Genomic DNA, 26,502 nt, shown 5'->3' on the forward strand with positions numbered 1-26,502 from the left:
TTTATTTTTCGGTGCCCGGCACGAGCTTGCCGTTGACGACATGGGCGGGAACGTAGGTCGAATTCGGCGCGGCGCCGGAGAAATGCGCAAACCCGATCAGCCCCGCGATCACCAGCACCAGGGCCGCCAGGGCCAGGCGCGCGACGATGGTGGTCGGCCAGGACGATTGCACGAACAGGCCGGTACGCGTCGCGGCCAGGAACAGCGCATAGACGGCAAAGGGAATGAGAAAGATTCCGATCTCGGTCAGGACCGGCCGGATCATGACGAATAAATCCGCTCATAAAGCACGCGCAGCATGCCGGCCGTCGCACCCCAGATGTAGCGCTCGGCAAACGGCATCGCATAATAGGACCGCTCCATGCCGCGGAATTCCTTGCTGTGCACCTGGTGGTTGGCCGGGTTCATCAGGAAGGATAGCGGCACCTCGAACGCGTCATCAACCTCGGAATGGTTGATCGTGAGCTGAAAGCCCGGCCGCACCCTCGCAACCGTCGGCAGGATGCGGAAGCCGAACCCGGTGCCGTAGAGATCGAGATAGCCGATCGGCTCGACGAAATCGCGCGACAGGCCGACCTCCTCCTCCGCCTCGCGCAAGGCCGCATCGAGCGGGGAGGTGTCGGTCGCGTCGATCTTGCCGCCGGGAAACGCGATCTGGCCGGCATGGTCGTTGAGATGCGCGGAGCGCTGCGTCAGCAAGATCGTCGGGTCGGGATGGTCGACCACCGCGATCAGCACCGCGGCCGGCCGCACCGGCTGCTCGCGCGCGATGATCTCGAGCATCTTGTCGGTGCCCGGATCGCCCGAAGCCGGAATGATGTTGGGATCATAGAGGCCGGGCGGAACGTCGAAGCCGAGCCGCTCCCTGGAGCGGGCAAAGAATTCAGCCGCTCCGGCCGCGACAGACTCGGTCTTCAAGACAGGCTTGTTCAAAGCGCGGCCCTCACCTGCTCCGCATCGGCCATGGCGAAGAATTCGCCGGCCGATCTCGACGCCGAACATCGGCTGGCCATCGACCATCCGCTCCTCGCCCATGTCAACCAGATCGTAATAGAGCGCGCGGGTGACCTTGGCCCAGAGATCGGCGCGCACGTGCAGATAGGGCGTCAGCCCGCCGTCCCTGGCCTGTTCGAAACGCAGCCGGTGCGCGGCATCGCAGGTGACCCAGTCGTCGACATTGGTGCGGAAGCGGAGCACGCGACGGCTGTCCTCGCCGTCCTTCTGCATCTCGACCGCCATGAACGGCGCATCGTCGACGCGGATGCCGACCTTCTCCACCGGCGTGACGAGGAAATGCTTGTCGCCTTCGCGCTTCAAAATCGTCGAGAACAGGCGAACCAGCGCAGGCCGGCCGATTGGCGTGCCCAGATAGAACCATGTACCGTCGTTGGCGATTCGCATGTCGAGATCGCCGCAAAACGGCGGATTCCACAGATGCACCGGCGGCAGTCCTTTTTTGGCGCCTTCGGCACTGGCAGCAGTTTTGGCGGCGGCAGTCAGCCCGTCGAGAGCACGATCGGTGCCCTGCCCTTGGTTCGCCATGGTTTGCCCTGAGTTTGTCATTTCGCACGATGGGTCATTTGGCACGATTGGTGCAGGTCTGAATTGTAAGTCTACGTTGTATGTCGGTGCGTGGTTCCACCCCGCATTAGTCCGGTGTGGAGTTCGCCACTTCGTGATGCCCTACATATCCCCAAGCCGATAAGGTGGGGATAGGTTAATTCAACGAATACATGGCCTTCCTGCAAGTCTAGCATAGGGCCCATGAGATCGCGTCACGACAAAGTCACGGGATGACGTGACGACAGATGATCTGACGACGCAAGATAGCCGCATGGCAGGCTTAAGGAGCTGACGGATGGCGGAAAGTGTCGAGAAACTCGAGGACGGGATCGTTCGCTCGGCCGAGCAGGTGTCGAGCCAGATTCGTGCGGCCAAGGACGCGATCGCATCCGTCATCTTCGGTCAGGATCGCGTGATCGAGAACACGCTGGTCACCATCCTCTCCGGCGGCCACGCGCTCTTGATCGGCGTGCCCGGCCTGGCCAAGACCAAGCTGGTCGAGACGCTCGGCGTCACGCTCGGTCTCGATGCCAAGCGCATCCAGTTCACGCCCGATCTGATGCCGTCGGACATTCTCGGCGCCGAAGTGCTCGACGAGAGCACCGCCGGCAAGCGCTCGTTCCGCTTCATCGCCGGTCCGGTGTTCGCACAGCTGCTGATGGCCGACGAGATCAACCGCGCCAGCCCGCGCACGCAATCGGCGCTGCTGCAGGCGATGCAGGAGCAGCACATCACCGTTGCCGGCGCGCGCCACGATCTGCCCAAGCCGTTCCACGTGCTCGCGACTCAAAACCCGCTGGAGCAGGAGGGCACCTATCCGTTGCCCGAAGCGCAGCTCGATCGCTTCCTGATGGAGATCGACGTCGATTATCCCGATCGCGATGCCGAGCGCCGCATCCTGTTCGAAACCACCGGCGCCGACGAGACTCTGGCGAGGGGATCGATGAGCGCGGACGCGCTGATCACGGCGCAGCGGCTGGTTCGCCGCCTGCCGGTCGGCGATTCCGTGGTCGAAGCCATCCTGTCGCTGGTGCGCGCCGCTCGTCCCGGGCCGGACAGCGGCGAGACCGGCAAGTTCATCGCCTGGGGACCTGGCCCGCGCGCCAGCCAATCCTTGATGCTCGCGGTGCGCGCACGCGCGCTGATCGACGGGCGTCTCGCGCCCTCGATCGACGACGTGCTCGACCTCGCCGAGCCCGTGCTGAAGCACCGCATGGCGCTGACATTCCAGGCGCGCGCCGAGGGACGCACCATTCCGGAGGTGATCCGGCAGTTGAAGACACGGATCGGTTGATGGCAGCGGAGAACGGGCACACGGCGAAGGAGATCATTGCGATCCGACGTGCCGATGGCGAAAGCCGCACGCTCGCCGCTTCGCTGCCGCGCCTGGTTCTGGAAGCCCGCCGTATCGCCGCCAATGTCATCCACGGCCTGCATGGCCGCCGCCGCGCCGGCGCGGGCGAGAGCTTCTGGCAGTACCGCCGCTTCGTCTCGGGCGAGCCGTCGCAGAATGTCGACTGGCGCCGCTCGGCGCGCGACGACCATCTCTATGTCCGCGAGCACGAATGGGAAGCCTCGCACACGGTCTGGATCTGGCCCGACCGCTCGCCTTCGATGGCGTTCGCCTCGAAACAGGCGCGCGAGTCCAAGCTCGAGCGTACGCTGATCGTCGGCTTTGCACTAGCCGAGCTGCTGGTCGCGGGCGGCGAGCGCGTCGGCGTCCCCGGCCTGATGGCGCCGACCGCAAGCCGCAGTGTCATCGACAAGATGGCGCAGGCGATGCTGCATGACGATTCCGAGCGGCCGAGCCTGCCGCCGTCCTTCGTGCCTTCGGTGCTGGCCGAGACGATCGTGCTGTCGGATTTCTGGTCGCCGATCGACGAGATCAGGGCGACGCTTGCAGGGCTCTCCGGCTCCGGCGCGCATGGCACGCTGGTGCAGATCGTCGATCCCGCCGAAGAGTCGTTTCCTTATTCCGGCCGCGTCGAGTTCGTGGAGCCGGAAGGCTTCGGCGTGATCACCGCCGGTCGCGCCGAGAGCTGGGCGCAGGATTACACCGCGCGGCTCGCGCTGCACCGCGACCAGATCCGCGCCGAGACCAACAAGCTCGACTGGCTGTTCGCGACACATTCGACCGACCGTTCCGCCGCCGAACTGCTGCTGTTCCTCCATGCCGGCATGCAGGTGAGCAAGTCGGGCGCCCGCACCACCACCATCAAGGCGGGACCAGCCGCATGATGGGATTGCCGCTCGCTTTCACCGAACCGCTGCTGCTGATCGGCCTCGTCAGCCTTCCCGTGCTGTGGTGGCTGCTCCGCGTGATGCCGCCGCGGCCGCGCCGCATCGAGTTTCCGCCGACGCGGCTATTGTTCGACATCGCGCCGAGGGAAGAGACGCCCTCGCGGACGCCGTGGTGGCTGACCGCGTTGCGGCTTTGGCTGCGGCGCTGGTGATCTTCGCCGCCGCCGGCCCGATCTGGAATCCACGGACCGGGCTTGCGGGCAGCAAGGCGCCGCTGATGATCATGTTCGACGACGGCTGGAGCGCGGCATCGAACTGGGACGTCAGGATCAGGGCCGCCGACGAATTGATCGCCAATGCCGACAACGACCGCCGCGCCATTGCGCTGGTGCCGCTGTCGGAGCCGAACCGCGACATCACCCTGATGCCGGCGGGTGCGGCGCGCGTCGCGCTGCGGCAGCTCTCGCCAAAACCCTATTCGATCGAACGCGTCGAAACGCTGGCGGCGATCGATCGCTTCCTGAAAGCGACCGGCGATTGCGAGATCGCCTGGCTGTCCGACGGCGTCGACACCGGCCGCGGCGAGGAATTTCTGCAAGGCCTCGGCAAGACCATCGGAGAGCGCAGCTTGACGGTGTTCGAAGGCGGCACCTCGTCCCCGCTGGCGCTGGCCGCCGCCGAAAACGCGGCTGCGAAAATGACGGTGAAGGTGCTGCGCACCGACAGCGGCATCGCCGCCGGTACGGTGCGGGCACTGGACCAGAAGGCCTCGCCGATCGGCGAAGCCCGTTACACTTTCGGCCCGCAGGACAAGGAAACCGAAGCCGCGTTCGACCTGCCGGTCGAGCTGCGCAACGACATCGCCCGGCTCGAGATCTCCGGCGAGCGCTCGGCCGGCGCGGTGCAACTGCTCGACAAGCGCTGGCGGCGTCGCGCGATCGGCATCGTGTCGGGTGCGAGCAGCGAGACCGCACAGCCGCTGCTGGCGCCGAGCTTCTATCTCACCCGCGCGCTGGCGCCGTTCGCCGATGTGCGGCTGGCCGACAAGGGCGCGCCGCAGCAGGGCATCACGCAATTCCTCGACCAGAAGCTGCCGATGATCATCTTGGCCGATGTCGGCACCGTCGCGCCCGAGTTGCGCGAACGCCTCAACGCCTGGATCGATCAGGGCGGCGTGCTGGTGCGCTTCGCGGGCCCAAGGCTGGCGCAGGCCGAGGACGATCTCGTCCCGGTCAAGCTGCGCAAGGGCGGCCGCACGCTCGGCGGCAGCCTGACCTGGGAGAAGCCGCAGCATCTCGCCGCTTTCGCGGCCGACGGTCCCTTTGCCGGCGTCGTCGTGCCCAAGGACGTTACCGTGAGCCGGCAGGTTCTGGCCGAGCCCGATGCGGTGCTCGCCACCAAGAGCTGGGCCTCGCTTGAAGACGGCACGCCGCTCGTCACCGGCGAGCATCGCGGCAAGGGCATCGTCAGCCTGTTCCATGTCAGCGCGGACATGCGCTGGTCGGACCTGCCGATGTCGGGCAGCTTTGTCGAAATGCTGAGGCGGATCGTCGACATGTCCGGCTACACCTCGAAACCTGGCGCCGGTGTTGCCGCTGAGGCCAGCACCGAGACGCTGGCGCCGCTGCGCATGCTCGACGGTTTCGGCGCCTTCGGCCCGCCGCCGGCCGCCGCAAAGCCGCTGACTGCCGATTATCGCGACCGCGCCACACCAGATCATCCGCCCGGCTTCTACGGTCCGGCAGAAGGACCGCTCGCCGTGAACACGCTCGCTAGCGCTGACCGCATCGCCGCCCTGAACACCGCGAGCCTGCGCGCCCGGCACGCCACCTACACCAATGCCGAGCCGCGAGACTTGCGCGGCTGGCTGCTGTCGACCTCGCTCGCACTGTTTTTGGTCGACGCCATCATCGTCGCGCTGCTCGGCGGCGGCCTCGCCGCGCTGCTGCGCCGCCGTGCCGCGCCCGCGATGATCGTGCTCGGCCTGGTGCTTGCGGGCCTGCTGTCGTTCGCGCCGACGCCGTCGCGCGCCGACAGTGCCGCGGACGAGTTCGCGATGAAATCGACGTCGCAGACCCGCCTCGCCTATGTCGTCACCGGCAATGCCGATGTCGATTCCATCGTCAAGGCCGGTCTGTCCGGGCTGACGCTGTTCCTGGCGCAGCGCACCGCGCTCGAGGCCGGCGATCCCGTCGGCATCGATCCCGCGCGTGACGAGCTCGCGTTTTTCCCGCTGATCTACTGGCCGATCGTGCCGGGCGCGCCGAAGCCGCCGCAGGACGCCATCAACAGGATCGATGCCTATATGAAGCAGGGCGGCACCGTGATCTTCGACACCCGCGACGCGGTCGAGGCGCCGCCCGGCGAGAACGGTGCGTCGCAGACGCCGGGCATGCAGAGCTTGCGCGAGATCCTGTCCTCGCTCGACGTGCCCGAGCTCGAGCCGGTGCCGCGCGAGCACGTGCTGACCAAGACCTTTATCTCTTGCGCGACTTCCCAGGCCGCTTCAACACCGGCCAGACCTGGGTCGAAGCGCTGCCGCGCGAGGACGACGACGAGAGCGCGCAGAAGCCCGCGCGCGGCGGTGACGGCGTCTCGCCGATCATCATCACCTCCAACGACCTTGCCGGCGCTTGGGCGCTCCGTCCCGACGGCCAGCCGATGCTGCCGCTGACGCCGGGCGAGCCGCGCCAGCGCGAATTCGCCTACCGCGCCGGCGTCAACATCGTGATGTACACGCTGACCGGCAACTACAAGGCCGACCAGGTGCACGCGCCGGCGCTGATCGAACGGCTGGGGCAATAGGATCGACATGAATTACGGCATCGCGTTCACGCCGCTGGTTCCCGCGATCGTCCTCTGGATCGCGTTGGCGGCGATCGTCCTCATCGCGGGCGTGCTGCTGCTGGCACGTGCCCGCGGCACGGCCGTACGTGTCGCCGCGCTGGCGCTGTTCCTGCTGGCGCTCGCCAATCCCTCCTTCACACGTGAAGACCGCGATCCCCTCACGTCGATCGCCGCCGTCGTCGTCGACAAGAGCCCGAGCCAGAATTTCGGCAAGCGCAACCAGGAGGCCGCGCAGGCGCAGGAAGCGCTGGTGGACAGCCTGAAGAAGATCAAGGGCCTCGAGGTGCGCGTGGTCGACGCCGGACAGGCCGACGGCGAGACCGACGGCACCCGGCTGTTCGGCGCGCTGGCCTCGGCGCTGTCCGACGTGCCGGTCGACCGCGTCGCCGGCGCGTTCCTGATCACCGACGGACGCGTCCATGACATCCCGGCCAACGCGGCCGCGCTCGGCTTCCAGGCGCCGGTGCATGCGCTGATCACCGGACAAAAGGACGAGCGCGACCGCCGCATCGCGATCACGGCGGCGCCGCGCTTCGGCATCGTCGGCCAGACCCAGACCATCAGCTACCGGCTCGACGACCAGGGCGTCTCCGGCGAGCGCGCCAAGGTCACGGTCCGCCGCGACGGCGAGGTCATCAGCGAGCGCACGCTGTCGAGCGGCCAGAGCGCGAGCGTCGACGTCGAGATCAAGCATGCCGGCCCCAACATCGTCGAGATCGAGGCTTCGCCGCTGGAGCGGGAGCTGACCCCGGTGAACAACCGTGCCGTCGTCGCCATCGACGGCGTGCGCGACAAGCTGCGCGTGCTGCTGGTCTCCGGCGAGCCGCATTCCGGCGAGCGCACCTGGCGCAACCTCTTGAAGTCCGACGCCAGCGTCGACCTCGTGCACTTCACGATTCTGCGTCCGCCGGAGAAGCAGGACGGCACGCCGATCAACGAATTGTCGCTGATCGCGTTTCCGACCCGCGAGCTGTTCCAGCAGAAGATCAACGAATTCCAGCTGATCATCTTCGACCGCTATGCCCGCCAGGGCGTGCTGCCGGTCGCCTATTTCGACAACATCGCGCGCTACGTGCGCGGAGGCGGTGCGGTGCTGGTCTCGGCCGGCCCCGACTACGCCTCCAACACCAGCATCTGGCGCACGCCGCTGGATTCGGTGCTGCCGGCAGAACCGGTCGGCGTGACCGAGAAGCCGTTCTATGCGCATCTGTCCGACATCGGCAAACGCCATCCGGTGACGCGCAGGCTGGAAGGCTCGGCCTCCGAGCCGCCGCACTGGAGCCGCTTCTTCCGCACCGTCGACACCCGCAACTCCGTCAATCCGCCGGTGATGACCGGTGCGGACGGCAAGCCGCTGCTGTTCCTGACCCGCTTCGGCGAGGGCCGCGTCGCGCTGCTGCTGTCAGATCACATCTGGCTGTGGGCGCGCGGTTATGAGGGCGGCGGCCCGCATCTCGATTTGCTGCGGCGGATGTCGCACTGGCTGATGAAGCAGCCGGATCTCGACGAGGAAGCGCTGCGCCTCCAGGTGCAAGGCAAGTATCTCGTGGTGGTGCGCCAGACCATGGCGGACAGCGTGCAGCCCGTCACCGTCACCTCACCCTCCGGGGTGACGCGTGAGCTGACCCTCAACGCCGGCGACCCCGGCGAGTGGCGCGCCAGCCTGCCGGCGGGCGAGCTCGGCCTCTGGCAGGCCACCGACGGCACGCTGAAGGCGCTGATCAATGTCGGCCCGACCAATCCGAAGGAGTTTTCGGAAGTCACCTCGACCACCGAGACCTTGAAGCCGCTGACGCAGGCGACCGGCGGCGATGCGGTGCGCGTGGTCGACGGCTCCAGCGTCGAGCTGCCGCGCATCGTGCCGGTGCGCTCGGCCAGCGTCTTCCATGGCGACGGCTGGATGGGCGTGCGGATGCGCGACGCCAGCGTGGTGAAGGGCGTCGGCGTGCTGCCGATCTTCGCCGGCCTGATCGGGCTCCTGCTGCTACTTGGCGCGTTCGCCGCGACCTGGGTGCGCGAGGGGCGCTGATCCCGTGATTCACCTCTCCCCAACGGGGAGAGGTGTTCGAGTTCGGGGCCGCCTGCTCATTCAACCAAAACTCGTCCCACTTGAGTTGCCCCAACGACACACCGACCCGATTGCTTGTGCGGGCGGCTCCGCGCGCGGTTGACACCCATAGACCAATCGCGCGATGTTACATTGTAACGTTGCGGCGACACCAAGGGTTGGTGCGTCGCGATGCGGGGTGGCGTCTTTAGATGAAGTGGTTCCGGTCGAACATCAGGCACGGCGCCCGGCTCGCGTTGTTCGCGCTGCTGGTGCAGTTCGCGCTGACCTTCGGCCACAGCCACTGGTTCGCGCAAGCCGCTCCCCTTGCCCAGTCCCAACTGACGGGCAGCGCCAAGACAATCGCTGGGGCCGACCACGCCGCGGTCGAGAAGCCATCACCCGCAGCCCCCGATCGCGAACATCCGGGCGACGACAATTGCGCGATCTGCGCCTTGGTCGCGATGGCCGGCACGGTTATGTTCGCGACACCGCCATTGCTGCAACTGCCGCAGGCAGTCGAACTGCTCTACCGCACCACCGATGCCGAGTTCGTCCACCTGAACTCGGTCCGCACGGCGTACCAGCCGCGCGCTCCTCCCGCCTCCTGATTCCCAACGATTGAGCTGCCTATCGGGATCGGCGTTGCGCCGATCTCGCAAGGCCATCGAAATTGAGCCGTCGTGTAACGACGGTGCGTGCCACCTGCAAACCTCTGAATGAGCGCGGCGGTGCGGAAGCGGACTCAGGACAATGCTGTCTTCAAAACCGATATTGGCGGGCACGAGCCTCGCCGCACTGACGCTGCTTCATCTCGGCGGCAGCGCCATGGCGCAAACCGCAACGACGCCCCCCGCCACGACGTTGCCCACCGTCGAAGTCGATGCGCCCAAGCGGACGCAGGCGCCGCGCCGCCCCAAGGTTCGCGTCGCAGTCGAGAAGCGACGGGCAACGCCGCAGGCGCCGCCGCGCACCGAGGCGCCGGCCACCGTCGCTGGCGAGAGCGAACGGTTCGACACGGCGCGTCAATCCGTGCTCCCGCCCGCAGGTGCCGCGACCCACACGCTCACGCACCAGGCGATCGAGGCGCTGCCGCAGGGGAGCAACGCCTCGCTGGACAAGGTGCTGCTGCAATTCCCCGGCGTCACCCAGGACTCGGCCGCGAGCGGCGACCTCCATATCCGCAACGAGCACGCCAATCTGCAATATCGCATCAATGGCGTCATGCTTCCGGACGGCGTCGGCGCGTTCGGGCAGATTCTCGACACCGGCATCGTCGGCAGCCTCAGCCTTCTCACCGGCGCGCTGCCTGCGCAATATGGCTTGCGAACCGCGGGCGTGCTGGACATCCAGACCAAGGCCGACGCCTTCAACAATACGGGCGTCGTCGGCGTCTATGGCGGCAGCCACGGCACCATCTCGACCAACGTCGAATATGGCGGAACGGTCGGCCAGACCCAGTACTTCCTGTCGGGCCGCTTTCTCCAGAACAATCTCGGCATCGAGAATCCGGCGCCGTCCGTCAATGCGATTCACGACCGCACCAACCAGGAGAAGGGATTTCTCTATCTCTCGACGGTGCTCGATCCCACCAGCCGCCTCACCTTCATGAGCGGCGTATCGAACGCGACGTTCCAGATTCCGAACAATCCCGGACAGACGCCGAATTTCACCGCCTTCGGCGTGTCGGATTTCGACTCGTCCCGCCTCAACGAGCACCAGAACGAGTTCAACCAGTTCAACGTCGTCGCCTACCAGACATCGAGCGGCGAGTTCGACACGCAGACCGCGTACTTCAACCGCTACAGCCAGCTGCACTTCTATCCCGACCCGATCGGCGATCTCGTGTTCAACGGCGTGTCCTCGGACGTCTATCGCCAGAGCGTGATCAACGGCATCCAGCAGGACACTGCCTGGCGGGTCGGCTATGCGCACACGCTGCGCTTTGGCTTCTCCGTCAGCGCGGAGCGAACGCTGGTCAACAACGCAACGACGGTGCTGCCGCTGGTCGATCCCGCGGACCCCACGGCGGGCACCATCGACGCGCCCTTCTCGGTGTTCGATTCCAACGCAAAGACCGGTTGGCTGGTCGGAACCTACGTCCAGGACGAATGGAAGATCACCAACAATTTGACGCTCAACGCCGGCCTGCGGTTCGACCAAATGTATCAATATGTCGATGCCAACCAGCTCAGCCCTCGGGTCAGCCTGACCTGGAAACCGTTCGACGGCACGACGTTCCACGCAGGCTATGCGCGCAACTTCACCCCACCCTCGCAAGTGATCGCCTCGCCGGTCAATCTCGCGCTGGTGACCCCGCCCGGCGCGCCCGCCAACACCCAGACGCCGGAAGTCGGGCTGAACAGCCCGGTGCTGCCGGAACGGTCGCATGTGTTCGACGTCGGCGTGGTGCAGAAGATCTATCCGATCCCCGGCCTCGAGGTCGGCGCCGACGCTTACTACAAGAAGGCGCGTGACCTGCTCGACGACGGCCAGTTCGGCGCGGCCTATGTGCTGAGCGGCTTCAACTACGATCGCGGCGAGAACGTCGGCGTCGAGTTGAAGTCGACCTACAAAAACGGCGATTTCAGTGCTTATGCCAATCTCGCCTGGGCCAAGCAGATCGCGACCAATGTGGCGTCGAACCAATATTTGTTCGGCCAGGACGAGCTCGGCTACATCTCGACCCACTACATCTACACCGATCACGCGCAGATGCTGAGCGCGTCGGCCGGCGCCTCTTATCTGTGGCAGGGAACGCGCTACAGCGTGTCGATGATCTACGGCAGCGGCCTGCGCTCGGGCTTTGCCAATACCGATCACCTGCCCGGCTACACGCAGGTCAATTTCGGCCTGTCGCACGACTTCAACATCGTCGCGCCGAACAAGCCGACCACATTGCGGTTCGACGTGGTCAACGCCTTCGACACCATCTACCAGATCCGCGACGGCTCCGGCATCGGCGTGTTCGCCCCACAATACGGACCGCGGCGCGGCTTCTATGTCGGCCTCTCGCAGCGGTTCTAGAGCATGATGGCGTTGGGTTTAACTTCTCACCAGGGCGAAGGTGGTCTCCCTCTCCCGCTTGCGGGCAGGGCTATCGCATTTAGCATTTTGGGCGGTGTGAGCGCGCGCCTCGTCCTTCGAGACGACCGCTTCGCGGTCTCCTCAGGATGAGGCTAAGCGGCAATCGGAGCCCGTTGAAACTGCTGCCGCACACTCGGTCCTCATCCTGAGGGCCCGCCGAAGGTGGGCGTCTCGAAGGATGACCACAGAGAAATCTGCCCCATATGCGATCGCCCTGCGCTTGCGGGGGAGGGGCTGGGGCGGGAGGTCTCCCGCAATCGAGAACCCCCGTATGGAGAGAACCCTCACCCGTCGCTTCGCGCCGACCTCTCCCGCAAGCGGGAGAGGTCGAGCGAGCCCGCGGCCGGCTCACCTGCGATAGGCGACGCAGTCGATTTCCACCTTGCAATCCACCACCATGCTCGACACCACGCAGGCCCGCGCCGGCGGATTGGTGCCGAAATATTCGGCGAAGACCTTGTTGAAGCTTTGAAAGTCGCGGGGATCGTCGAGCCAGACGCCGCAACGCACGACATCCTGGGGCTCGTAGCCGGCTTCACTCAGGATCGCGAGCAGGTTGCGGATCGCCTTGTGCGATTGCGGGATGATGCCGCCCTCGATCACCTCGCCGTTCTCCATCGGCGTCTGCCCTGAAACGTAAAGCCAGCCGTCGGCCTCGACCGCGCGGGCAAAAGGAAGGTGCTGGCCGCCGGTGCCGGTGCCGCCGGCCGCGCCGTATCGTTTCAGCGTCATTGGTCTCGTCCTGTCTGTGGTGATGATGTCTGCGGGCCTTCACCCCTTGATCAGGGCGCGCCCCGGCCGCGCGAAGGTGCTGCGTCCGTCCGTGACAACGGCCTCGCCGGCGACGAACACAGAGCGGATGCCTGCGGGCATTTCCGTCGGCGTCTCGAACGTCGCCTTGTCCATGATGGTATCGTCGAACAGAGTGAGATCTGCAACCATGCCCGGCCGCAGGATGCCGCGATCGGACAGGCCGAAGCGCTGGGCGGGCATCGCCGTCATTCGCCGCACGGCATCTTCCAACGTCAACCAGCCTTGCTCGCGCGTCAGCCGGCCGGCGACGCGCGGGAAACTTCCGTAGGCGCGCGGATGCGGCTTGGTGCCGGGGCGCGGAATGCCATCGGAGCCGACCATGTGCAGGCGATGGGTGAACGCGGCGCGCAAATCGGCTTCATCGAGCTGGAACATGATGATGCCGGTCTGGCCCTGGTCCTCCTCGATGCACCGAACCATCAGATCGAACGGCGAGATGCCGAGCTCGCGCGCGGCGTCGACCATCGACTTGCCCTCGAGCGGTTTCAGCGCGGGATTGCCGGTGCCGGAAATGCGCACATTGTGCCAGCCGATCAGCACGATCTTGGACTGCGCGGTATGCGGATCGGGATCGCCCTCCTCCACCAGCACGCGCAGCGCTTCGCGCCTGGCCGGATCGCGCAGGCGGGCGCGCAACGCGTCGATGCCGCCTTCGAGCGCCGCCGGCGGCAACAATTGCAGCATGTAGGAACTGCCGGCAGGATACGGATACATGTCGAAGGAGATATCGATCCCCTCCGCGCGCGCGGCCTCGAGCCGGTCGAGCGCCTTGGGGATCGCGCCCCAGTTCGGCTTTCCTGCCGATTGCAGATGCGACAGCAGCCCGGCCGCTCTGGAGGCGCGCAGGATCGCGATGAACTCGTCGATCGATTGCAGGAGGCCCGCTTCATAGCTGCGGATATGCGCGGTGAGCAGCTTGCCGTGAACCCGCACCGTCTCCGCCAGTGCGCATAGCTCCCTGCTGTCGGCATAGGCGCTCGGCGGATAGACGAGGCCCAGCGACAGGCCGGCAGCGCCTTGCTTGAGTTGCTGCGCGAGCAGCGCCTGCATCGCCGCGATCTCCTGCTCTGTCGCCGCGCGGCGGTCGTAACCGAGCACGGCGAGCCGGATCGCGGCATGTCCGACCAGCGAAACCAGGTTGAGCGCCACGCCCGGCCCTTCCAGCGCCAGCCGGTAGCCCTCAAAACTGTCGAAGATCTCGTTCGCCCGGGTTTCGCCGGCGAGACCCGAGAAATGCAGGCGCAGCATCTCGGCAGAGCCTGCGGTGGCCGGATAGAGCGAGAAGCAGCAATTGCCGACCACGAGCGTGGTCACGCCCTGCAACACCTTCTCGGGCCTGTCGGGTTCGCGCAGGCAGATCAGGTCGTCGTGGCAATGGGCGTCGATGAAACCGGGCGCGAGATAGCATCCGCGCGCGTCGATGATGTCGGCCTCCTCCGCCGGCAAGGACGCCCCGATCGCCGCGATGCGGCTGCCGCTGATGCGCAGATCGGCCTCGAACCACGGCGCGCCGGTGCCGTCAATCAGCCGGGCATTGCGGATGAGAGTGTCCTTGCTGCTGCGTTGGCTCGTACCTTGGGGCATGCCCCCCTCCTCAGTGCACCGGCACGGCGTCCGGCGGCGGTTCCTCGGCGAAATCGGGAATCGATTCGATCCGCCCCAGCACCACGACATAGAAGAAGATGCCGATGAGCAGCACCACGCCGGCGATCATGAAGGCACCGGCAAACGACTGAGTCCAGTCCACGACGATTCCGGTCACGATCGGTGCGAGCACGCCCATCATGTTGTTGGTGAAATTGAGAATGCCGCCGACCGTTCCCGCCCCGCCCTTCGGCGCGATCAGCGACACGATCGAGGACCCCACGGGTGCCGCGGCCGACAATCCCGAGATCGCGATCGACAACCACAGCAGGGCCCAGCCCGGCTTCACGGTGAAGGCGGCGCCGATGACGGCAAGCCCCATCAGCATGCCGACGATGATCACCGACTGACGCACCCGCGTGCTGTCGTAACCACGGGCGATCAAATGATCCACCAGGAAACCGCCGATCAGGAGATCCGACAACGTCGCGAAAATCCAGGGAATCGTCGAATAGCCCGCGGCCGACATCAGGTTCATGTGCATGGTCTGCGCGAGATAGCCCGGCAACCAGGTGAGGAAGAGATAGAAGGTGTAGCCATAGGCGGAGAACCCGATGGTCAGTCCCCAGACCTTGCGGTTGCGCAAGAGGTAGCCGAGCATGCGGCTCTGTCCTGCCGTGGCAGGGCCTTCCGGCGTGCCGCCGCCGGCGATGATATAGTCATGCTCCGCTCTCGATAGCTTCGGATCTTCGCTCGGATTTCGATAGATGAAATAGTAGGCGACGAAATACAGCAAGCTCAGCAGCGCGGTGACGCCAAAGCCCCAGCGCCAGCCGTAGAGGAAGATCACGTAAGCGACCAGCGGCACGCCGATGACGTTGGAGAATTTAGCGGCGGAATCGAAGATCGCAGTCGAGCGCGCGCGTTCCTCGAGCGGAAACCAATGGCCGGTCGCCTTCTGACTCGCCGGAAAGGCCGGCGCCTCCGCGACGCCGAGCAACAGGCGTGCGCCGGCGATGCCCCAGAGTCCGCTGGCGAGCGCGGTGATCGTGGCGGCGACCGCCCAGAGGAAGCTGCTGGCACGACCGACCATGGTGACGCCGAAGCGGTCGAGCACCATGCCGCCGGGGATTTGCAGCAACGAATAGGTCCAGAAGAACGCGCTGCCGAGCAGCCCGATATCCGTGGCGGTGAGGCCAAGCTCCCTGGTGAGTTCGGGCGTCGCGGCGGAGAGCCCGACCCGATCGATGTAGTTGATGAGAATTCCGACGCCGAGGAGACAACCGATCAGCCAGCGTCGCCCGGGTACCTGTTGGCCTGCATTCGCCATTTCGATCCTCGCCTGGAACGCAGCACCGCATTCCTCCCCCGAAACGGAGACGGGAGAACCTCGCCGCGCCTGCTGCAATGTCCGTTATAGTGGACAGTATTATCTTGTAGCGTCACGTTAAATATTACGGCGGCATGATGTCAAGAGCGGACATGCGAGGCCCATCGGCCCGCCGCCAGCACGCGCGACCACGCGCGAGGCCCCGATGCCGGTGCATCAGCCGTCGCGCTGCCGGCCAACTGTGTTTAGTTTCGATCCGAGAGTTCGGTTGCGGTGGCGACGAGGTCGTCCAGCAGCGCAGTCCTGCGGTCCTTCAGCGAGTCCGCGGGAACGACGAAGCAGAGCGTCGCGACCGCAACACCCTTTTTGTCCCGGATCGGGGCGGCAAGACACGACGTGAACCGATCGGACAGCGCCGTCGTCACGCATTTGCCCTCGCGTCTCGCGCGTGCGACGTCCTTGACGAAATCGTCGACATCGAGGACGCGGCCGTCCGGAAGACGAAAATCCTCTTTCGGAACGAAGGCGCGGATTTCTGCCGGGCTCATATGATCGAGCAGCAACCTGCCGGATGCAGTCCACGGCAGCGGCACCTCGATCCCGACATCCGTCGTGATCCGGAACAGGCCCGAGCCGTCTCGCGTATCGACCACCACATATTTGCGACCACGCAACGCGCAGAGTTGCGCGGTGGCGCTGTGCTGGGTCGCCAGCCGGTCGAGGGCTTCGCGGCAGCGGCGATGCAGCGGATTGGCTTCCGCATAGGCCCGCCCGTAGAGATGCACCGCCTTGCCGAAATAGACCTGACCGCCCTCGCCGACGCTCTCCAGCAGGTCCGCCTCGATCAGGCGGTTGGCGATGGCATAGACCGTCGAGCGCGGCGCGCCCATCTGCTTCGCAAGGTCGCTGAGCCTGGAGGGCGCGCGCAAATGCAGCAGGGCTTCCAGGAGATCGATGGTCCGATCAATCCCGTTCTGGCGTTCCGCGGGCGAGGTGCCCTTCCTGGATGCGGCCAAACTTCAAATGTCCTTCGTCAGCTGCGCAGCGGCGGTTTTGGCATAAACCGCGCCGACGGCATAGCGTGTCCGGCTTTCCGCGTTCGGAATAAAGCCTCAGCCTTGGTAAAGCTCAGACTTGGGACCCGCGCGCCTTGCTCCAGTCGGGAGCGACCTTGCCGGAGACGCCCTCGAAGGCGCCGTCGACGAGCTCGAGCACCAGGATGCGAGCCGAATCGACCGGGCCCGGCATGGTGACGCGGCCCTTGGGCACAGCCTTGAAGCCGACGCGGCTGTAATAGGGTTCGTCGCCGACCAGCAGCACGAGGCGGTGACCATTTTCCCTGGCGACCTTCAGCGCGCGCTCCATCAACAGGCGGCCGACGCCGCGGCTGCGGAACGGCGGCTCGACCGTGAGCGGCCCGAGCAGCAGCGCCGAGGTCGCGCCGATCAGGATGGGCAATTGCCGGACGGAGCCGACCAGGAGCGTGCCGATGCGGGCGGTGAAGGAGACGTCGAGCAGATGATCGACGTGCTCGCGGATGCGATAGGCGCTGAGCACGAACCGGCCGGGGCCGAAGGTGCGCTCGTGCAGGCGCTCGATGGCCTGGGCGTCGCCGGCGGATTCGGGACGAATGGTGAGTGAGAGATCGCTCATATTGGATCGCGGAATAGCATCTGGACCCCTGGCCGTCCATGGGAGTGCATGTCAGTTCCGTTTCGGCGACGGCTGCGACAGATAGGCCAGCATCTTCATCTCGCGCCGTCCCCGCGTCACGGTATCGAGCACGAGCCCCGAGGACACCGACAGCAGGGCCATGATCATCAATCCCATCGACAGCACGGCGGTCGGCAGCCGCGGCACGAGGCCGGTCTCGATGAAGGTGATCGCGATCGGGATCGCGAGGATGATCGCGGCCAGCGCCAGCAGAACTCCAATGACCGAGAAGAAGCGCAGCGGACGCTCCGAGCGATAAAGCTTCAGAATGGTGCCGAGGATGCGAAAACCGTCGCGCCAGGTGTTGAGTTTGGAGAACGAGCCCTCCGGCCGCGCGTAATAGGGCGTCTCGACCTCCGCGACCGGCAGCGATAATTCCAGCGCATAGACCGCGAGCTCGGTCTCGATCTCGAAACCATCGGAGAGCACGGGGAAGGATTTGACGAAGCGGCGCGAGAACACGCGGTAGCCCGACAGGATGTCCTTGAATTCCTGTCCGAAGGTCGAGGACAGAAAGCCGGTCAACATGCGGTTGCCGGTGCGGTGGCCGAGCCGGTAGGCCGCCTGCGACTGGTCGATGCGAAGCCCGACCACCATGTCGAGATGCTCGTCGAGCAGCTTGTCGACCATGGGCGGCGCGCTCGGCGCATCGTAGGTGGCATCGCCGTCAACCAGCACGTAGATGTCGGCCTCGACGTCGGCGAACATACGGCGCACGACGTGGCCCTTGCCTTGCCGCCGCTCGCTGCGCACGGTCGCGCCGGCGTCCCGCGCGACGGCAGCGGTGCGGTCGCGTGAATTGTTGTCGTAGACGTAGATCTCCGCCGCGGGCAGCGCCCTGCGGAAGCTGGCGACGACGCTGGCGACCGCCGCCTCCTCGTTGTAGCAGGGCACCAGCACCGCGATGCGAGGTTGCGCTGACATCATCGCTGCAGCACTCCGAGCCTCGCCGATGCGCTCCGAAGCGGCGCGGCCTGTCGCGCGTGATCCGGCTGCATCAGCCAGGCGAACGAGACAGTCCAGAGCGACAGCATCGCGATCGGCACGACGTAATAGGGCGTGAAGATCGGGTGGGTCAGGAAGAAGATCAGGTTGACGAGGAGATTGCCGGCGACGAGGAGGGCCACCTGCCGTGTTCTCACCTCACCGTTTGGCAACAGCCACGCGGTCGACCCGATCGCGAGCACGATCAGCACGAATTGCATGTCGTGCAGATAGTGACCGAGCACGGCAAGGTCGAAGCCCGGTGCGACCACGTCGGCGCTGCCGTAGGTCGTCGCCAGCGGGCTGCCGGCATTGATGGCCTGCGCGATCAGGGTCGGCGCGATGCCGACGAGCACGCCGGCCGCGAAGCCGAGGCCCTGCACCAAAGTGGCAAACTTGCGCGGCCACGCGAAGGAAATGCCGAAGAACACGAAATAGCCGGCCGCGAGCAGCGCATTCGGCAGCCTGAAATTGACGGAGGCGCCGAGCAGGAGACCGATCAGCGCAATCAACAAGAGGCTGCGCCTGTCCCTGGTCAACCACAGCGCCGTCAGGAGGCCTGCGAGGGCGCACAGCGCCATGGTCGGTGCGACCGAATAGCTCGCCTTGGCCGGATTGATCATCAGGTAAACGGCGAGCGCGCCGAACAGACCCGCGCTGAGGACCGACGGCAGCGTCCGTGCCATGGCAATGCCTGATAGCGCAAGGCCGCACACGATCAGGCTCGCGGCGACATAGAGCGGCACCACCTGGTGGCCCTGCGGGAACAACGCCAGCAGAAATCCGGTGCCCGGCGGATATTGCAGCACGACCTTGCCGCTCGGCATCGGATTGTGACAGGGCCAGCGCGCAGGATCCGCCCCTTCCGCGAAACCGATCTGCTTCATCTTGCCTTCGAAATAGCGATCATCGTCGCGTGCCGCGTCGGTGTTCAGCCCATCGGCGCCGAAGCGCTGGAACAGATGCGCCTGGCGGAGATAGCAGATGTCGTCATAGACCCCGCGCGCTTCGCTCCAGCGCGACATCGTGACGATGTTGCTGGCGAGGATCGCAAGGCAGATCAGGCCGAAGGCGAGTTTTACGATTGTCATCCGGTTTCCGAGGCGCACTTCGGGGCGAGTTACTACCACAGCCCGCCCTCAACGCCACGTCGCAATCACGGGCTTGCCGTCCAGCACTTCCGCGATCCGCAGCCGCGTGCCGGGGGTTGCGCCGTCGGGCAGCGCGGCGCAATCGAAGAACCCGCATTCGATGATCTCGCGGTTCGGCGCGGGCAACTTGTCCTGCCGGAAATGCCTGACCACGTAGACCGCGACATGGTCGCGGCGGGAGACGTGGCTGTTGAGGAAGATGCCGTGCAGCTCCGCCGCGCCGGTGAGATCGATGTCGCCCTCCTCCTTGAGCTCGCGGCGCATCGCCTGCTCCATGGTCTCGCCATGGTCGACGCCGCCGCCGGGCAGATACCAGCCGTCGACATAGCTGTGCTTGACCAGAAACACCTTGTTGTCGGCATCGAGCACCACCGCGCGGACGCCGAGCGTCATGCCGCGGACGAGCAGGAAATAGGCGTGGAAGACGCGCCGCAGCAGCGGCTCAGATCTCCGTCGGATCTTGTCCAGGCGCTTCGCCATTAACGATGCGCTCCCCTTCAGGCCCTGGCAGGCTTCGCTTGCAGGCTTTCCTTGCGCGTCGCCCGCGACCTTGCCATTACAGCAATGGAATAGCGAGGCAATCGCGCGCCATGGCACCTTTGACGGCCCCCTTCACGCTCGCCCATCTGTCCGATCCGCATCTGCCGCCGCTGCCGACGCCGCGGCTGGTCGAACTCGCGGGCAAGCGTGCGCTCGGCTATGTCAATTGGAGGCGCAACCGCCACAAATACCAGCGCCGCGAGGTGCTCGACGCGCTCGTCGCCGACATCAAGGCGCAAGCGCCTGACCACATCGCGGTGACCGGAGATCTCGTCAATCTCGCGATGGAGGCGGAGTTCGCGCCGGCGCGCGCCTGGCTCGACAGCGTCGGTCCACCCGACCGCGTCACCACGATTCCCGGCAATCACGACGCCTATGTCCGCGCCACGCGCCACCGCTTCGGCGAGAGTTTCGCGCCCTATCTGGCCGGCGACGACGGCAGCACCGGCTTTCCCGCGATACGCCGCCGCGGGCCGGCCGCACTGATCAGCCTGTCCAGCGCCGTGCCGACGCTGCCCTTGATGGCAACGGGCACGCTCGGGCGCGAGCAGCTTGCAGCCCTCGCAGGCGTGCTCGAGCAGCTCGCGGCCGAAGACGTGTTTCGCGTGCTGCTGGTGCATCATCCGCTGAAGTCCCGCGCATGGCAGAAGCGGCTGACCGATTCCGCCGCGCTGCTGGCGCTGCTCAAGCGCCACGGCGTCGAGCTGGTCCTGCAGGGGCATGACCACGTTCATTCGACGATGTGGTTCGAAGGCCCCAACGGCAACATTCCCGCGGTCGGGGTGCCGTCGGCCTCCGCGCTGGCGCACGGGCGCTATCCGGCAGCGGCGTATAACCTGTTCGCGATCGAGAAGGACAATGCCGGCTGGCGCTGCGAGCAGGTGGTGCGGAGCCTGGATCATGGATTGCAGGTCCGGGAGATCAAGCGCGCGCGGTTGATTTGAAGCAGGGCCGTCATTCCGGGGCATGCGAAGCATGAACCCGGAAGCTCGAGATTCCGGGTTCGATGCTGACGCATCGCCCCGGAATGACGGCGGAGGCTTCTCACCAGCTCCGCAAGGCGGCAAGCAGGGCGATCCCGAACAAGGCGATGGCACCGAGGATGAAGCCGAGCACGAACGGCCAGACGCGCGAGCGGCGCGGCGGCGCGGCCAATACGGGTTTCGGCTCGGGCGGGATCACCATCGCATGCTCGCGCTCGATCATGCGGCGGGCGACATAGTCCGTGACGGCGTCGACGATGACGGAGGTGTCATGCGATTCGGCGAGCACGATGCGGCCGAAGCGGGTGTCCTGGACGAAGCGGTACATCCGCTTGTCGCGCCCCATCACCACGTGTGCGACGACGTCGATCCAGAGCCGCGGCGTGTCGCCCTGGCTGATGCCGCGGTCGAACAGGTCGATTTGCTCGGGCACCTGCGCGAACAACGGATCCAGCGCATCGTTGAGGATCTCGAGCCGCGCCACTTCGGCGTCGCGCAAATCGACGACGACACCGGTGCGATCGGCGGCCTCGATCCGCGCGCGCAGCAGCGCATCGCGCAGCCGCACCGGGCGCGGCTGGCTGGGATGGGTCCCACTGGTCTCAGGCTCTGACATTGTCGGCCTCGTCCTCGACTTTCCTCCGTTAACCTAGCAGCAACCACAACGCCCGCAAAGGGCGTATCATTCCAGATACTTACGGCGCCCACAGGCGGTTGATGTGTGCCAAAAACAGACGATCCCACCCGGCTTGCGCCGGATGGGACCTTCCGTCCTTGGACGTCTTCTTGTTCAGTCAGGCAGCCGTCAGGCCGAGACCCGCGACGGCTCTTCCACGATCGAGAAGCGGACGCCGGCCTTGTGGCGGTTCTCTTCCGAAACCGAGCGCCAGGCATCCTCGGCTTCCTTGCGGGTCTTGAACGGACCCTGCACCTGGGCCGAGCCTTCCACCAGCTTGTGGAAGTTCATCGAGCCGAACTCGCCGCCGATCACCCAGAAATTGCTGTTGGTCATTGTCAGTCTCCTGTTACCCGACTTAGCCGAACTGGTTCATCGTGTTGTGGGCGCCGCCCGCCTTGAGAGCGGCCTCGCCGGCGAAGTACTCCTTGTGGTCGTCGCCGATGTCGGAGCCGGCCATGTTCTGGTGCTTGGCGCAGGCGATGCCCTGACGGATCTCCTGGCGCTGAACATTCTTCACGTAGCCGAGCATGCCCTGCTCGCCGAAATACTCCCTGGCGAGATTGTCGGTGGAGAGAGCTGCCGTGTGATAGGTCGGCAGCGTGATCAGATGGTGGAAGATGCCGGCACGCTTGGCTGAGTCGGCCTGGAAGGTGCGGATGCGCTCGTCGGCTTCAAGGGCCAGCGGCGTCTCGTCGTATTCCGGCTTCATCAGGTCGGCGCGGTTGTACTTGCTGACGTCCTTGCCGGCTTCCTTCATCGCGTCGTAGACCTGCCAACGGAAGTTGAGCGTCCAGTTGAACGACGGCGAGTTGTTGTAGGCCAGCTTCGCGTTCGGAACCACCTTCCGGATGCGATCGACCATCTTGGCGATCTGCTCGATATGCGGCTTCTCGGTTTCGATCCAGAGCAGGTCGGCACCGTTCTGGAGCGAGGTGATGCTGTCGAGCACGCAGCGGTCTTCGCCGGTGCCGGGGCGGAACTGGTAGAGATTGCTCGCCAGCCGCTTCGGACGCAGCATCTTGCCGTTGCGGTTGATGATGACGTCGCCGTTGCGGGCGTTCTCCGCCGTCACTTCCTCGCAGTCCAGGAAGCTGTTGTACTGATCGCCGAGATCACCCGGCTTATGGCTGACGGCGATCTGCTGCGTGAGGCCGGCGCCGAGCGAGTCGGTGCGGGTCACGATGATGCCGTCTTCGACGCCGAGCTCCAGGAACGCGTGGCGGCAGGCCCGGATCTTGGCCAGGAACACCTCGTGCGGCACGGTCACCTTGCCGTCCTGATGGCCGCACTGCTTCTCGTCGGAGACCTGGTTCTCGATCTGGAGCGCGCAGGCGCCCGCCTCGATCATCTTCTTCGCGAGCAGATAGGTCGCCTCGGCATTGCCGAAGCCGGCGTCGATATCGGCGATGACGGGCACGACATGGGTCTGGAAGTTGTCGATCTTCGCGATCAGCTCCTTCTCGCGGGTCTTGTCGCCTTCCTTGCGCGCCTTGTCGAGGTTGCGGAAGATGTCGTTGAGCTCGCGGGAATCCGCCTGACGCAGGAAGGTATAGAGCTCTTCGATCAGCGCCGGCACCGAGGTCTTCTCGTGCATGGACTGGTCGGGCAGCGGTCCGAACTGGGAGCGCAGTGCTGCGATCATCCAGCCGGAGAGATAGAGATAGCGGCGGTCGGTCGTGCCGAAGTGCTTCTTGACCGAGATCAGCTTCTGCTGGGCGATGAAGCCGTGCCAGCAGCCGAGCGACTGAGTGTACTTGGTCGGATCGGCATCATAGGCGGCCATGTCGGCACGCATCAGCGCCGCGGTGTAGCGGGCGATATCGAGGCCGGTCTGGAAGCGGTTCTGAAGGCGCATGCGGGCCACGGCCTCAGCGGTCACGCCGTTCCAGGTGTCCTTGGTCTTGAGCAGCGCTTCGGCCGCCTCGATCTGGCTCTGATACGACGCCGGTGCCTGAATGCCCTGGTCGATCCCGCGCGGTTGGAAGTTCATGTCCGTGATCCCTTCAGTCTTCGTCACTGTCGACAAACTTGACAGTGCATTGCGAAATGCATGGCGAGAGCTAAACGCGAGAACAGGAAGTTCGTATAGAGGTCTTGTACTTGAATGGTGATGTCATGTAACATCAGTACATGTAATAGATGTCACTTTGTAACGATTGTAATTTACATAGGTCAGCACGTCTGTCTTTAACGCCCTTGGAGACCCCAAATGGCCGCCGATTCCGGGAAGAAACTGTTCGTCGGCCCGCGTTTCCGGCGGATCCGGCAGCAATTGGGGCTATCGCAGACCCAGATCGCCGAGGGGCTCGGGATCTCGCCCAGCTACATCAACCTGATCGAGCGCAATCAGCGCCCGGTGACAGCGCAGATCCTGCTGCGGCTCGCGGAGACCTACGACCTCGATTTGCGTGATCTCGCGACCGCCGATGAGGATCGCTTCTTCGCCGAGCTGAACGAGATCTTTTCCGATCCCCTGTTCCGCCAGATCGACGTGCCCAAGCAGGAGCTGCGCGACCTCGCCGAACTCTGCCCCGGCGTCACCCATGCGCTGCAGCGGCTCTACGCGGCCTATGCCGAGGCGCGCCAGGGCGAGACGCTGGCCGCGGCGCAGATGGCCGACCGCGACGTCGGTACGCGCTATGAGGCCAATCCGGTCGAGCGTGTGCGCGAGCTGATCGAGGCCAACCGCAACTATTTTCCGGAACTCGAGCAGGCCGCGGAGAATTTGCGCGACGAGTTGAACGTGCCGGCGGAAGAGCTCTATGCGGCGCTCGCGGCGCGATTGCGCGAAAAACATTCGATCCAGACCCGCATCATGCCGGTGGACGTGATGCGCGAGACGCTGCGCCGTTTCGACCGCCATCGCCGCCAGCTCCTGATTTCCGAACTGGTCGACCCGCCGGGCCGCGCGTTCCAGCTCGCCTTCCAGCTTGGGCTTGGCGAATCCGCGCAGCAGCTGGAGACCATTGTCGGCCGCGCCGGCCCGCTCGACGACGCGCCCCGCCGCCTGTTCCGCATCACCCTCGCCAACTATTTTGCCGCCGCCGTGATGATGCCCTATCCGGCGTTCCTCGCCGCTGCCGAAGCGCTCAGCTACGACATCCATTTGCTGGCGCAGCGCTTCAATGCCGGCTTCGAGCAGGTCTGTCATCGGCTCACGACCCTGCAGCGGCCGAACGCGCGCGGTATTCCGTTCTTCCTGCTCCGCGTCGACAACGCCGGCAACGTCTCGAAGCGTTTTTCGTCCGGCACGTTTCCGTTCTCGAAGTTCGGCGGCACCTGTCCGCTCTGGAACGTGCATTCGACCTTCGACACGCCGGATCGCCTGTTGAAGCAGGTGATCGAGCTCTCCGACGGCACGCGCTATTTCTCGATCGCGCAGATGGTGCGCCGGCCGGTCGCGCCGCACCCGCTGCCGCAGCCGCGCTTCGCGATCGGATTGGGATGCGAAATCCGTCACGCATCGCGGCTGGTCTATGCAGGCGGCATGGATCTGGAGAAGGCGGAAGGAACGCCGATCGGCGTCAATTGCCGCCTCTGCGAGCGCGAAAACTGCGCCCAGCGCGCCGAGCCGCCAATCACGCGTACGCTGATCCTGGACGAGACGACGCGGCGGGTGAGTTCGTTCGCGTTCTCGAATGCGCGGGAGTTGTAAGCGGGGACGATGGGCGTTTGCCGGCAAACGCGCTCCACAATCTCGCTGTCGTCCCGGCGCGAAGGCGGGGACGACGCGGGGAGAGCGCTGCGACCGCCTCCTACGCCAGCGTATGCACGATCACCGGCCCCGCCACCGCGCGCGCGTCTCCAGCGAGCAGCGGACCGAGGTCTTTCTCGATCCAGGCGATGGCACGCCTGTTCGCCTCCTCCGCCTGCTCGAACTTGTCGAAGATCGAGATCGCGGTGACCGTATCGTCGCCGGCATACACGACGTAATAGGCGCGAAAGCCCTCGACGTCGCTGATGATGGGAACGGCGCCGTCCTTGATGCGGCGCGCCAGCTCTTCCGCGCTCCCGCTTTTGGCTTTGGCCTGACGAATGGCGGCGTACATGGGATCCTCCCGGCTGCGTGTGGGCCCGGCGCCCAATTGCGATCCTACGCCGAAGCAGCGGATCGATCCACGCTTGCGTGCGCAGTTGTCGACGCGCACTGCTGTCTGCCATTGACGTTGGAACTTCCGCTTTTTCCCAATGTTGTCCGACGAGCTGCGTGCGGTGATGTACCGCCGGTCGGGCGATGAAGAACTTTTCAAATGCGGAATTCTCCCCCGAGGTCATCGAGATCATGAGCGCTGCGCTGACAGCTGCGATCGCAACGCTGCCCGAGCCGGTCCATGCCGGGCATGTCGACGTACTTGCCCAATCCATCCTCCGCACGGCGAATGCGGGCGAGCGCGATGTCGCGGTGCTCGAGCGGATTGCGCTGATTGAGCTCCAGCTCGCGCCGCGGTCATGATGAGGTCAATGATGAGAATTGAAACGGGCTTTGCTGCAGTTGCTTTCCTGCTTTGCGCCTCTCACGCCGCACATGCCGCGAGCTGGACCACCTATCGCATTCCGGAAACGGGCACCGCGGTGGACATTCCGGGCTCCATTTTCGCCGAAGAGGCCGGCAAGCCGGACGGCTATGGGCAGCGGTTTCGCTCGGCCGACGGCAGCGCGGATCTCACGGTGCAGGCGGTGCCCCGAACCGGCGAGTCGCCGGCAGCGTTCCTCGCGCGGAAACATCCGCCATCCGGCATCGTCTATAAACGCATCACCCCGCGCTTCTTCGTGGTCTCCAGCGTCAAACGCGACGTGATCTGGTACGACCGCTGCAACTTTTCCGGCCGCTACGTGCATTGCGTTTTGATCAACTACCCGGCGGACCAGAAACGGCAGTGGGACAGTGTCGTGACCAGGATCAGCAACACCCTGCATGGCGGTTGAAGTCCGGGGCAGGT

General features: G+C 65.5%; 23 protein-coding genes and 2 pseudogenes. 10 read left to right on the forward strand and 15 right to left on the reverse strand.

Annotated features, from left to right (window positions below; genetic code table 11):
- Position 1: 1 nt before the first annotated feature.
- From AB8Z38_RS15070 to AB8Z38_RS15080, 3 genes and pseudogenes are all read right to left on the reverse strand, one after another.
- Positions 2–265, reverse strand: a complete 264-nt coding sequence (locus AB8Z38_RS15070) for a DUF6111 family protein (RefSeq protein ID WP_369725883.1) — start codon at positions 263–265, stop codon at positions 2–4.
- Positions 262–933, reverse strand: coding sequence for a CoA pyrophosphatase (locus tag AB8Z38_RS15075; RefSeq protein ID WP_369725884.1), 672 nt, complete (start codon positions 931–933; stop codon positions 262–264). Before AB8Z38_RS15075 ends, AB8Z38_RS15070 begins: the two co-directional genes overlap by 4 nt.
- Positions 930–1,542: pseudogene (locus tag AB8Z38_RS15080) on the reverse strand (DUF1285 domain-containing protein). The gene AB8Z38_RS15075 and the pseudogene AB8Z38_RS15080 overlap by 4 nt, the downstream one beginning before the upstream one ends.
- 316 nt (positions 1,543–1,858) lie before the next feature.
- Between AB8Z38_RS15080 and AB8Z38_RS15085 the strand changes: the two are divergent.
- The 6 genes and pseudogenes from AB8Z38_RS15085 to AB8Z38_RS15110 all read left to right on the forward strand — a co-directional run bounded on the left by AB8Z38_RS15085 (position 1,859) and on the right by AB8Z38_RS15110 (position 11,725).
- On the forward strand, positions 1,859–2,857 hold the full coding sequence (locus AB8Z38_RS15085; RefSeq protein ID WP_369725885.1) for an AAA family ATPase: 999 nt from the start codon (positions 1,859–1,861) through the stop codon (positions 2,855–2,857).
- Positions 2,857–3,801 (forward strand): DUF58 domain-containing protein, encoded by a 945-nt coding sequence (locus tag AB8Z38_RS15090; RefSeq protein WP_369725886.1) that lies wholly within the window; start codon positions 2,857–2,859, stop codon positions 3,799–3,801. Before AB8Z38_RS15085 ends, AB8Z38_RS15090 begins: the two co-directional genes overlap by 1 nt.
- Positions 3,798–6,609: pseudogene (locus AB8Z38_RS15095) on the forward strand (DUF4159 domain-containing protein). The gene AB8Z38_RS15090 and the pseudogene AB8Z38_RS15095 overlap by 4 nt, the downstream one beginning before the upstream one ends.
- A gap of 7 nt (positions 6,610–6,616) precedes the next feature.
- Positions 6,617–8,680, forward strand: a complete 2,064-nt coding sequence (locus AB8Z38_RS15100; RefSeq protein ID WP_369725887.1) for a hypothetical protein — start codon at positions 6,617–6,619, stop codon at positions 8,678–8,680.
- A 230-nt stretch (positions 8,681–8,910) separates the two neighbouring features.
- A complete protein-coding gene (locus tag AB8Z38_RS15105; RefSeq protein WP_369725888.1) occupies positions 8,911–9,309 on the forward strand; it encodes a DUF2946 domain-containing protein in 399 nt (132 codons plus the stop codon).
- Between the two features lie 142 nt (positions 9,310–9,451).
- A complete protein-coding gene (locus AB8Z38_RS15110; RefSeq protein WP_369725889.1) occupies positions 9,452–11,725 on the forward strand; it encodes a TonB-dependent receptor in 2,274 nt (757 codons plus the stop codon).
- A 408-nt stretch (positions 11,726–12,133) separates the two neighbouring features.
- Here AB8Z38_RS15110 and AB8Z38_RS15115 read toward each other — a convergent pair whose 3' ends face one another.
- From AB8Z38_RS15115 to AB8Z38_RS15150, 8 genes are all read right to left on the reverse strand, one after another.
- Positions 12,134–12,517, reverse strand: a complete 384-nt coding sequence (locus tag AB8Z38_RS15115) for a RidA family protein (protein WP_369725890.1) — start codon at positions 12,515–12,517, stop codon at positions 12,134–12,136.
- A gap of 39 nt (positions 12,518–12,556) precedes the next feature.
- Positions 12,557–14,182 (reverse strand): amidohydrolase family protein, encoded by a 1,626-nt coding sequence (locus AB8Z38_RS15120; protein WP_369725891.1) that lies wholly within the window; start codon positions 14,180–14,182, stop codon positions 12,557–12,559.
- Between the two features lie 10 nt (positions 14,183–14,192).
- Positions 14,193–15,512, reverse strand: a complete 1,320-nt coding sequence (locus tag AB8Z38_RS15125) for an MFS transporter (RefSeq protein ID WP_369725892.1) — start codon at positions 15,510–15,512, stop codon at positions 14,193–14,195.
- A 245-nt stretch (positions 15,513–15,757) separates the two neighbouring features.
- Positions 15,758–16,528: an IclR family transcriptional regulator gene (locus AB8Z38_RS15130; RefSeq protein WP_369725893.1), complete on the reverse strand. Its 771-nt coding sequence runs from the start codon at positions 16,526–16,528 to the stop codon at positions 15,758–15,760.
- A 112-nt stretch (positions 16,529–16,640) separates the two neighbouring features.
- Complete coding sequence (locus AB8Z38_RS15135; protein WP_369725894.1) at positions 16,641–17,165, reverse strand: GNAT family N-acetyltransferase; 525 nt, start codon at positions 17,163–17,165, stop codon at positions 16,641–16,643.
- A 51-nt stretch (positions 17,166–17,216) separates the two neighbouring features.
- On the reverse strand, positions 17,217–18,152 hold the full coding sequence (locus tag AB8Z38_RS15140) for a glycosyltransferase family 2 protein (protein WP_369725895.1): 936 nt from the start codon (positions 18,150–18,152) through the stop codon (positions 17,217–17,219).
- Entirely contained in the window at positions 18,149–19,300 is a 1,152-nt protein-coding gene (locus tag AB8Z38_RS15145; protein WP_369725896.1) for a hypothetical protein, read from the reverse strand. Before AB8Z38_RS15145 ends, AB8Z38_RS15140 begins: the two co-directional genes overlap by 4 nt.
- Positions 19,301–19,348: 48 nt before the next feature.
- Complete coding sequence (locus AB8Z38_RS15150; protein ID WP_369725897.1) at positions 19,349–19,840, reverse strand: NUDIX domain-containing protein; 492 nt, start codon at positions 19,838–19,840, stop codon at positions 19,349–19,351.
- A gap of 110 nt (positions 19,841–19,950) precedes the next feature.
- Here AB8Z38_RS15150 and AB8Z38_RS15155 point away from each other — a divergent pair, with 110 nt between their 5' ends.
- Positions 19,951–20,844 (forward strand): metallophosphoesterase, encoded by an 894-nt coding sequence (locus AB8Z38_RS15155; RefSeq protein ID WP_369725898.1) that lies wholly within the window; start codon positions 19,951–19,953, stop codon positions 20,842–20,844.
- Positions 20,845–20,944: 100 nt separating this feature from the next.
- On the opposite strand, the gene AB8Z38_RS15160 is transcribed toward AB8Z38_RS15155, so the two are convergent.
- The 3 genes from AB8Z38_RS15160 to AB8Z38_RS15170 all read right to left on the reverse strand — a co-directional run bounded on the left by AB8Z38_RS15160 (position 20,945) and on the right by AB8Z38_RS15170 (position 23,552).
- Complete coding sequence (locus tag AB8Z38_RS15160) at positions 20,945–21,499, reverse strand: hypothetical protein (RefSeq protein ID WP_369725899.1); 555 nt, start codon at positions 21,497–21,499, stop codon at positions 20,945–20,947.
- A 189-nt stretch (positions 21,500–21,688) separates the two neighbouring features.
- Complete coding sequence (locus AB8Z38_RS15165; protein WP_007595122.1) at positions 21,689–21,895, reverse strand: hypothetical protein; 207 nt, start codon at positions 21,893–21,895, stop codon at positions 21,689–21,691.
- 22 nt (positions 21,896–21,917) lie between these two features.
- Positions 21,918–23,552, reverse strand: a complete 1,635-nt coding sequence (locus AB8Z38_RS15170) for an isocitrate lyase (protein ID WP_369725900.1) — start codon at positions 23,550–23,552, stop codon at positions 21,918–21,920.
- Between the two features lie 219 nt (positions 23,553–23,771).
- Between AB8Z38_RS15170 and AB8Z38_RS15175 the strand changes: the two genes are divergently transcribed.
- A complete protein-coding gene (locus AB8Z38_RS15175) occupies positions 23,772–25,217 on the forward strand; it encodes a short-chain fatty acyl-CoA regulator family protein (protein WP_369725901.1) in 1,446 nt (481 codons plus the stop codon).
- A 100-nt stretch (positions 25,218–25,317) separates the two neighbouring features.
- Here the strand turns inward: AB8Z38_RS15175 and AB8Z38_RS15180 are convergent, their stop codons facing one another.
- Complete coding sequence (locus tag AB8Z38_RS15180) at positions 25,318–25,611, reverse strand: antibiotic biosynthesis monooxygenase (protein ID WP_369725902.1); 294 nt, start codon at positions 25,609–25,611, stop codon at positions 25,318–25,320.
- Positions 25,612–25,796: 185 nt separating this feature from the next.
- On the opposite strand from AB8Z38_RS15180, the gene AB8Z38_RS15185 reads away from it, so the two are divergent.
- Together AB8Z38_RS15185 and AB8Z38_RS15190 are read left to right on the forward strand one after the other, a co-directional pair.
- The gene (locus AB8Z38_RS15185; protein WP_369725903.1) at positions 25,797–26,015 is read left to right on the forward strand and encodes a hypothetical protein; all 219 of its coding nucleotides are present in this window, start codon (positions 25,797–25,799) and stop codon (positions 26,013–26,015) included.
- 8 nt (positions 26,016–26,023) lie between these two features.
- Entirely contained in the window at positions 26,024–26,488 is a 465-nt protein-coding gene (locus tag AB8Z38_RS15190) for a hypothetical protein (RefSeq protein WP_369725904.1), read from the forward strand.
- Positions 26,489–26,502: the final 14 nt, after the last annotated feature.

Source organism: Bradyrhizobium sp. LLZ17 (assembly GCF_041200145.1).
In the GTDB taxonomy this organism is placed as follows: Bacteria; Pseudomonadota; Alphaproteobacteria; order Rhizobiales; family Xanthobacteraceae; genus Bradyrhizobium.

Bases quoted from the DNA above. Each gene is read 5' to 3' on its own strand.
- AB8Z38_RS15070 (WP_369725883.1), bottom strand. From the start codon at position 265: ATGATCCGGCCGGTCCTGACCGAGATCGGAATCTTTCTCATTCCCTTT.
- AB8Z38_RS15085 (WP_369725885.1), top strand. From the start codon at position 1,859: ATGGCGGAAAGTGTCGAGAAACTCGAGGACGGGATCGTTCGCTCGGCC.
- AB8Z38_RS15090 (WP_369725886.1), top strand. From the start codon at position 2,857: ATGGCAGCGGAGAACGGGCACACGGCGAAGGAGATCATTGCGATCCGA.
- AB8Z38_RS15100 (WP_369725887.1), top strand. From the start codon at position 6,617: ATGAATTACGGCATCGCGTTCACGCCGCTGGTTCCCGCGATCGTCCTC.
- AB8Z38_RS15105 (WP_369725888.1), top strand. From the start codon at position 8,911: ATGAAGTGGTTCCGGTCGAACATCAGGCACGGCGCCCGGCTCGCGTTG.
- AB8Z38_RS15110 (WP_369725889.1), top strand. From the start codon at position 9,452: ATGCTGTCTTCAAAACCGATATTGGCGGGCACGAGCCTCGCCGCACTG.
- AB8Z38_RS15115 (WP_369725890.1), bottom strand. From the start codon at position 12,517: ATGACGCTGAAACGATACGGCGCGGCCGGCGGCACCGGCACCGGCGGC.
- AB8Z38_RS15120 (WP_369725891.1), bottom strand. From the start codon at position 14,182: ATGCCCCAAGGTACGAGCCAACGCAGCAGCAAGGACACTCTCATCCGC.
- AB8Z38_RS15125 (WP_369725892.1), bottom strand. From the start codon at position 15,512: ATGGCGAATGCAGGCCAACAGGTACCCGGGCGACGCTGGCTGATCGGT.
- AB8Z38_RS15135 (WP_369725894.1), bottom strand. From the start codon at position 17,165: ATGAGCGATCTCTCACTCACCATTCGTCCCGAATCCGCCGGCGACGCC.
- AB8Z38_RS15140 (WP_369725895.1), bottom strand. From the start codon at position 18,152: ATGATGTCAGCGCAACCTCGCATCGCGGTGCTGGTGCCCTGCTACAAC.
- AB8Z38_RS15145 (WP_369725896.1), bottom strand. From the start codon at position 19,300: ATGACAATCGTAAAACTCGCCTTCGGCCTGATCTGCCTTGCGATCCTC.
- AB8Z38_RS15150 (WP_369725897.1), bottom strand. From the start codon at position 19,840: ATGGCGAAGCGCCTGGACAAGATCCGACGGAGATCTGAGCCGCTGCTG.
- AB8Z38_RS15155 (WP_369725898.1), top strand. From the start codon at position 19,951: ATGGCACCTTTGACGGCCCCCTTCACGCTCGCCCATCTGTCCGATCCG.
- AB8Z38_RS15160 (WP_369725899.1), bottom strand. From the start codon at position 21,499: ATGTCAGAGCCTGAGACCAGTGGGACCCATCCCAGCCAGCCGCGCCCG.
- AB8Z38_RS15165 (WP_007595122.1), bottom strand. From the start codon at position 21,895: ATGACCAACAGCAATTTCTGGGTGATCGGCGGCGAGTTCGGCTCGATG.
- AB8Z38_RS15170 (WP_369725900.1), bottom strand. From the start codon at position 23,552: ATGAACTTCCAACCGCGCGGGATCGACCAGGGCATTCAGGCACCGGCG.
- AB8Z38_RS15175 (WP_369725901.1), top strand. From the start codon at position 23,772: ATGGCCGCCGATTCCGGGAAGAAACTGTTCGTCGGCCCGCGTTTCCGG.
- AB8Z38_RS15180 (WP_369725902.1), bottom strand. From the start codon at position 25,611: ATGTACGCCGCCATTCGTCAGGCCAAAGCCAAAAGCGGGAGCGCGGAA.
- AB8Z38_RS15185 (WP_369725903.1), top strand. From the start codon at position 25,797: ATGAAGAACTTTTCAAATGCGGAATTCTCCCCCGAGGTCATCGAGATC.
- AB8Z38_RS15190 (WP_369725904.1), top strand. From the start codon at position 26,024: ATGATGAGAATTGAAACGGGCTTTGCTGCAGTTGCTTTCCTGCTTTGC.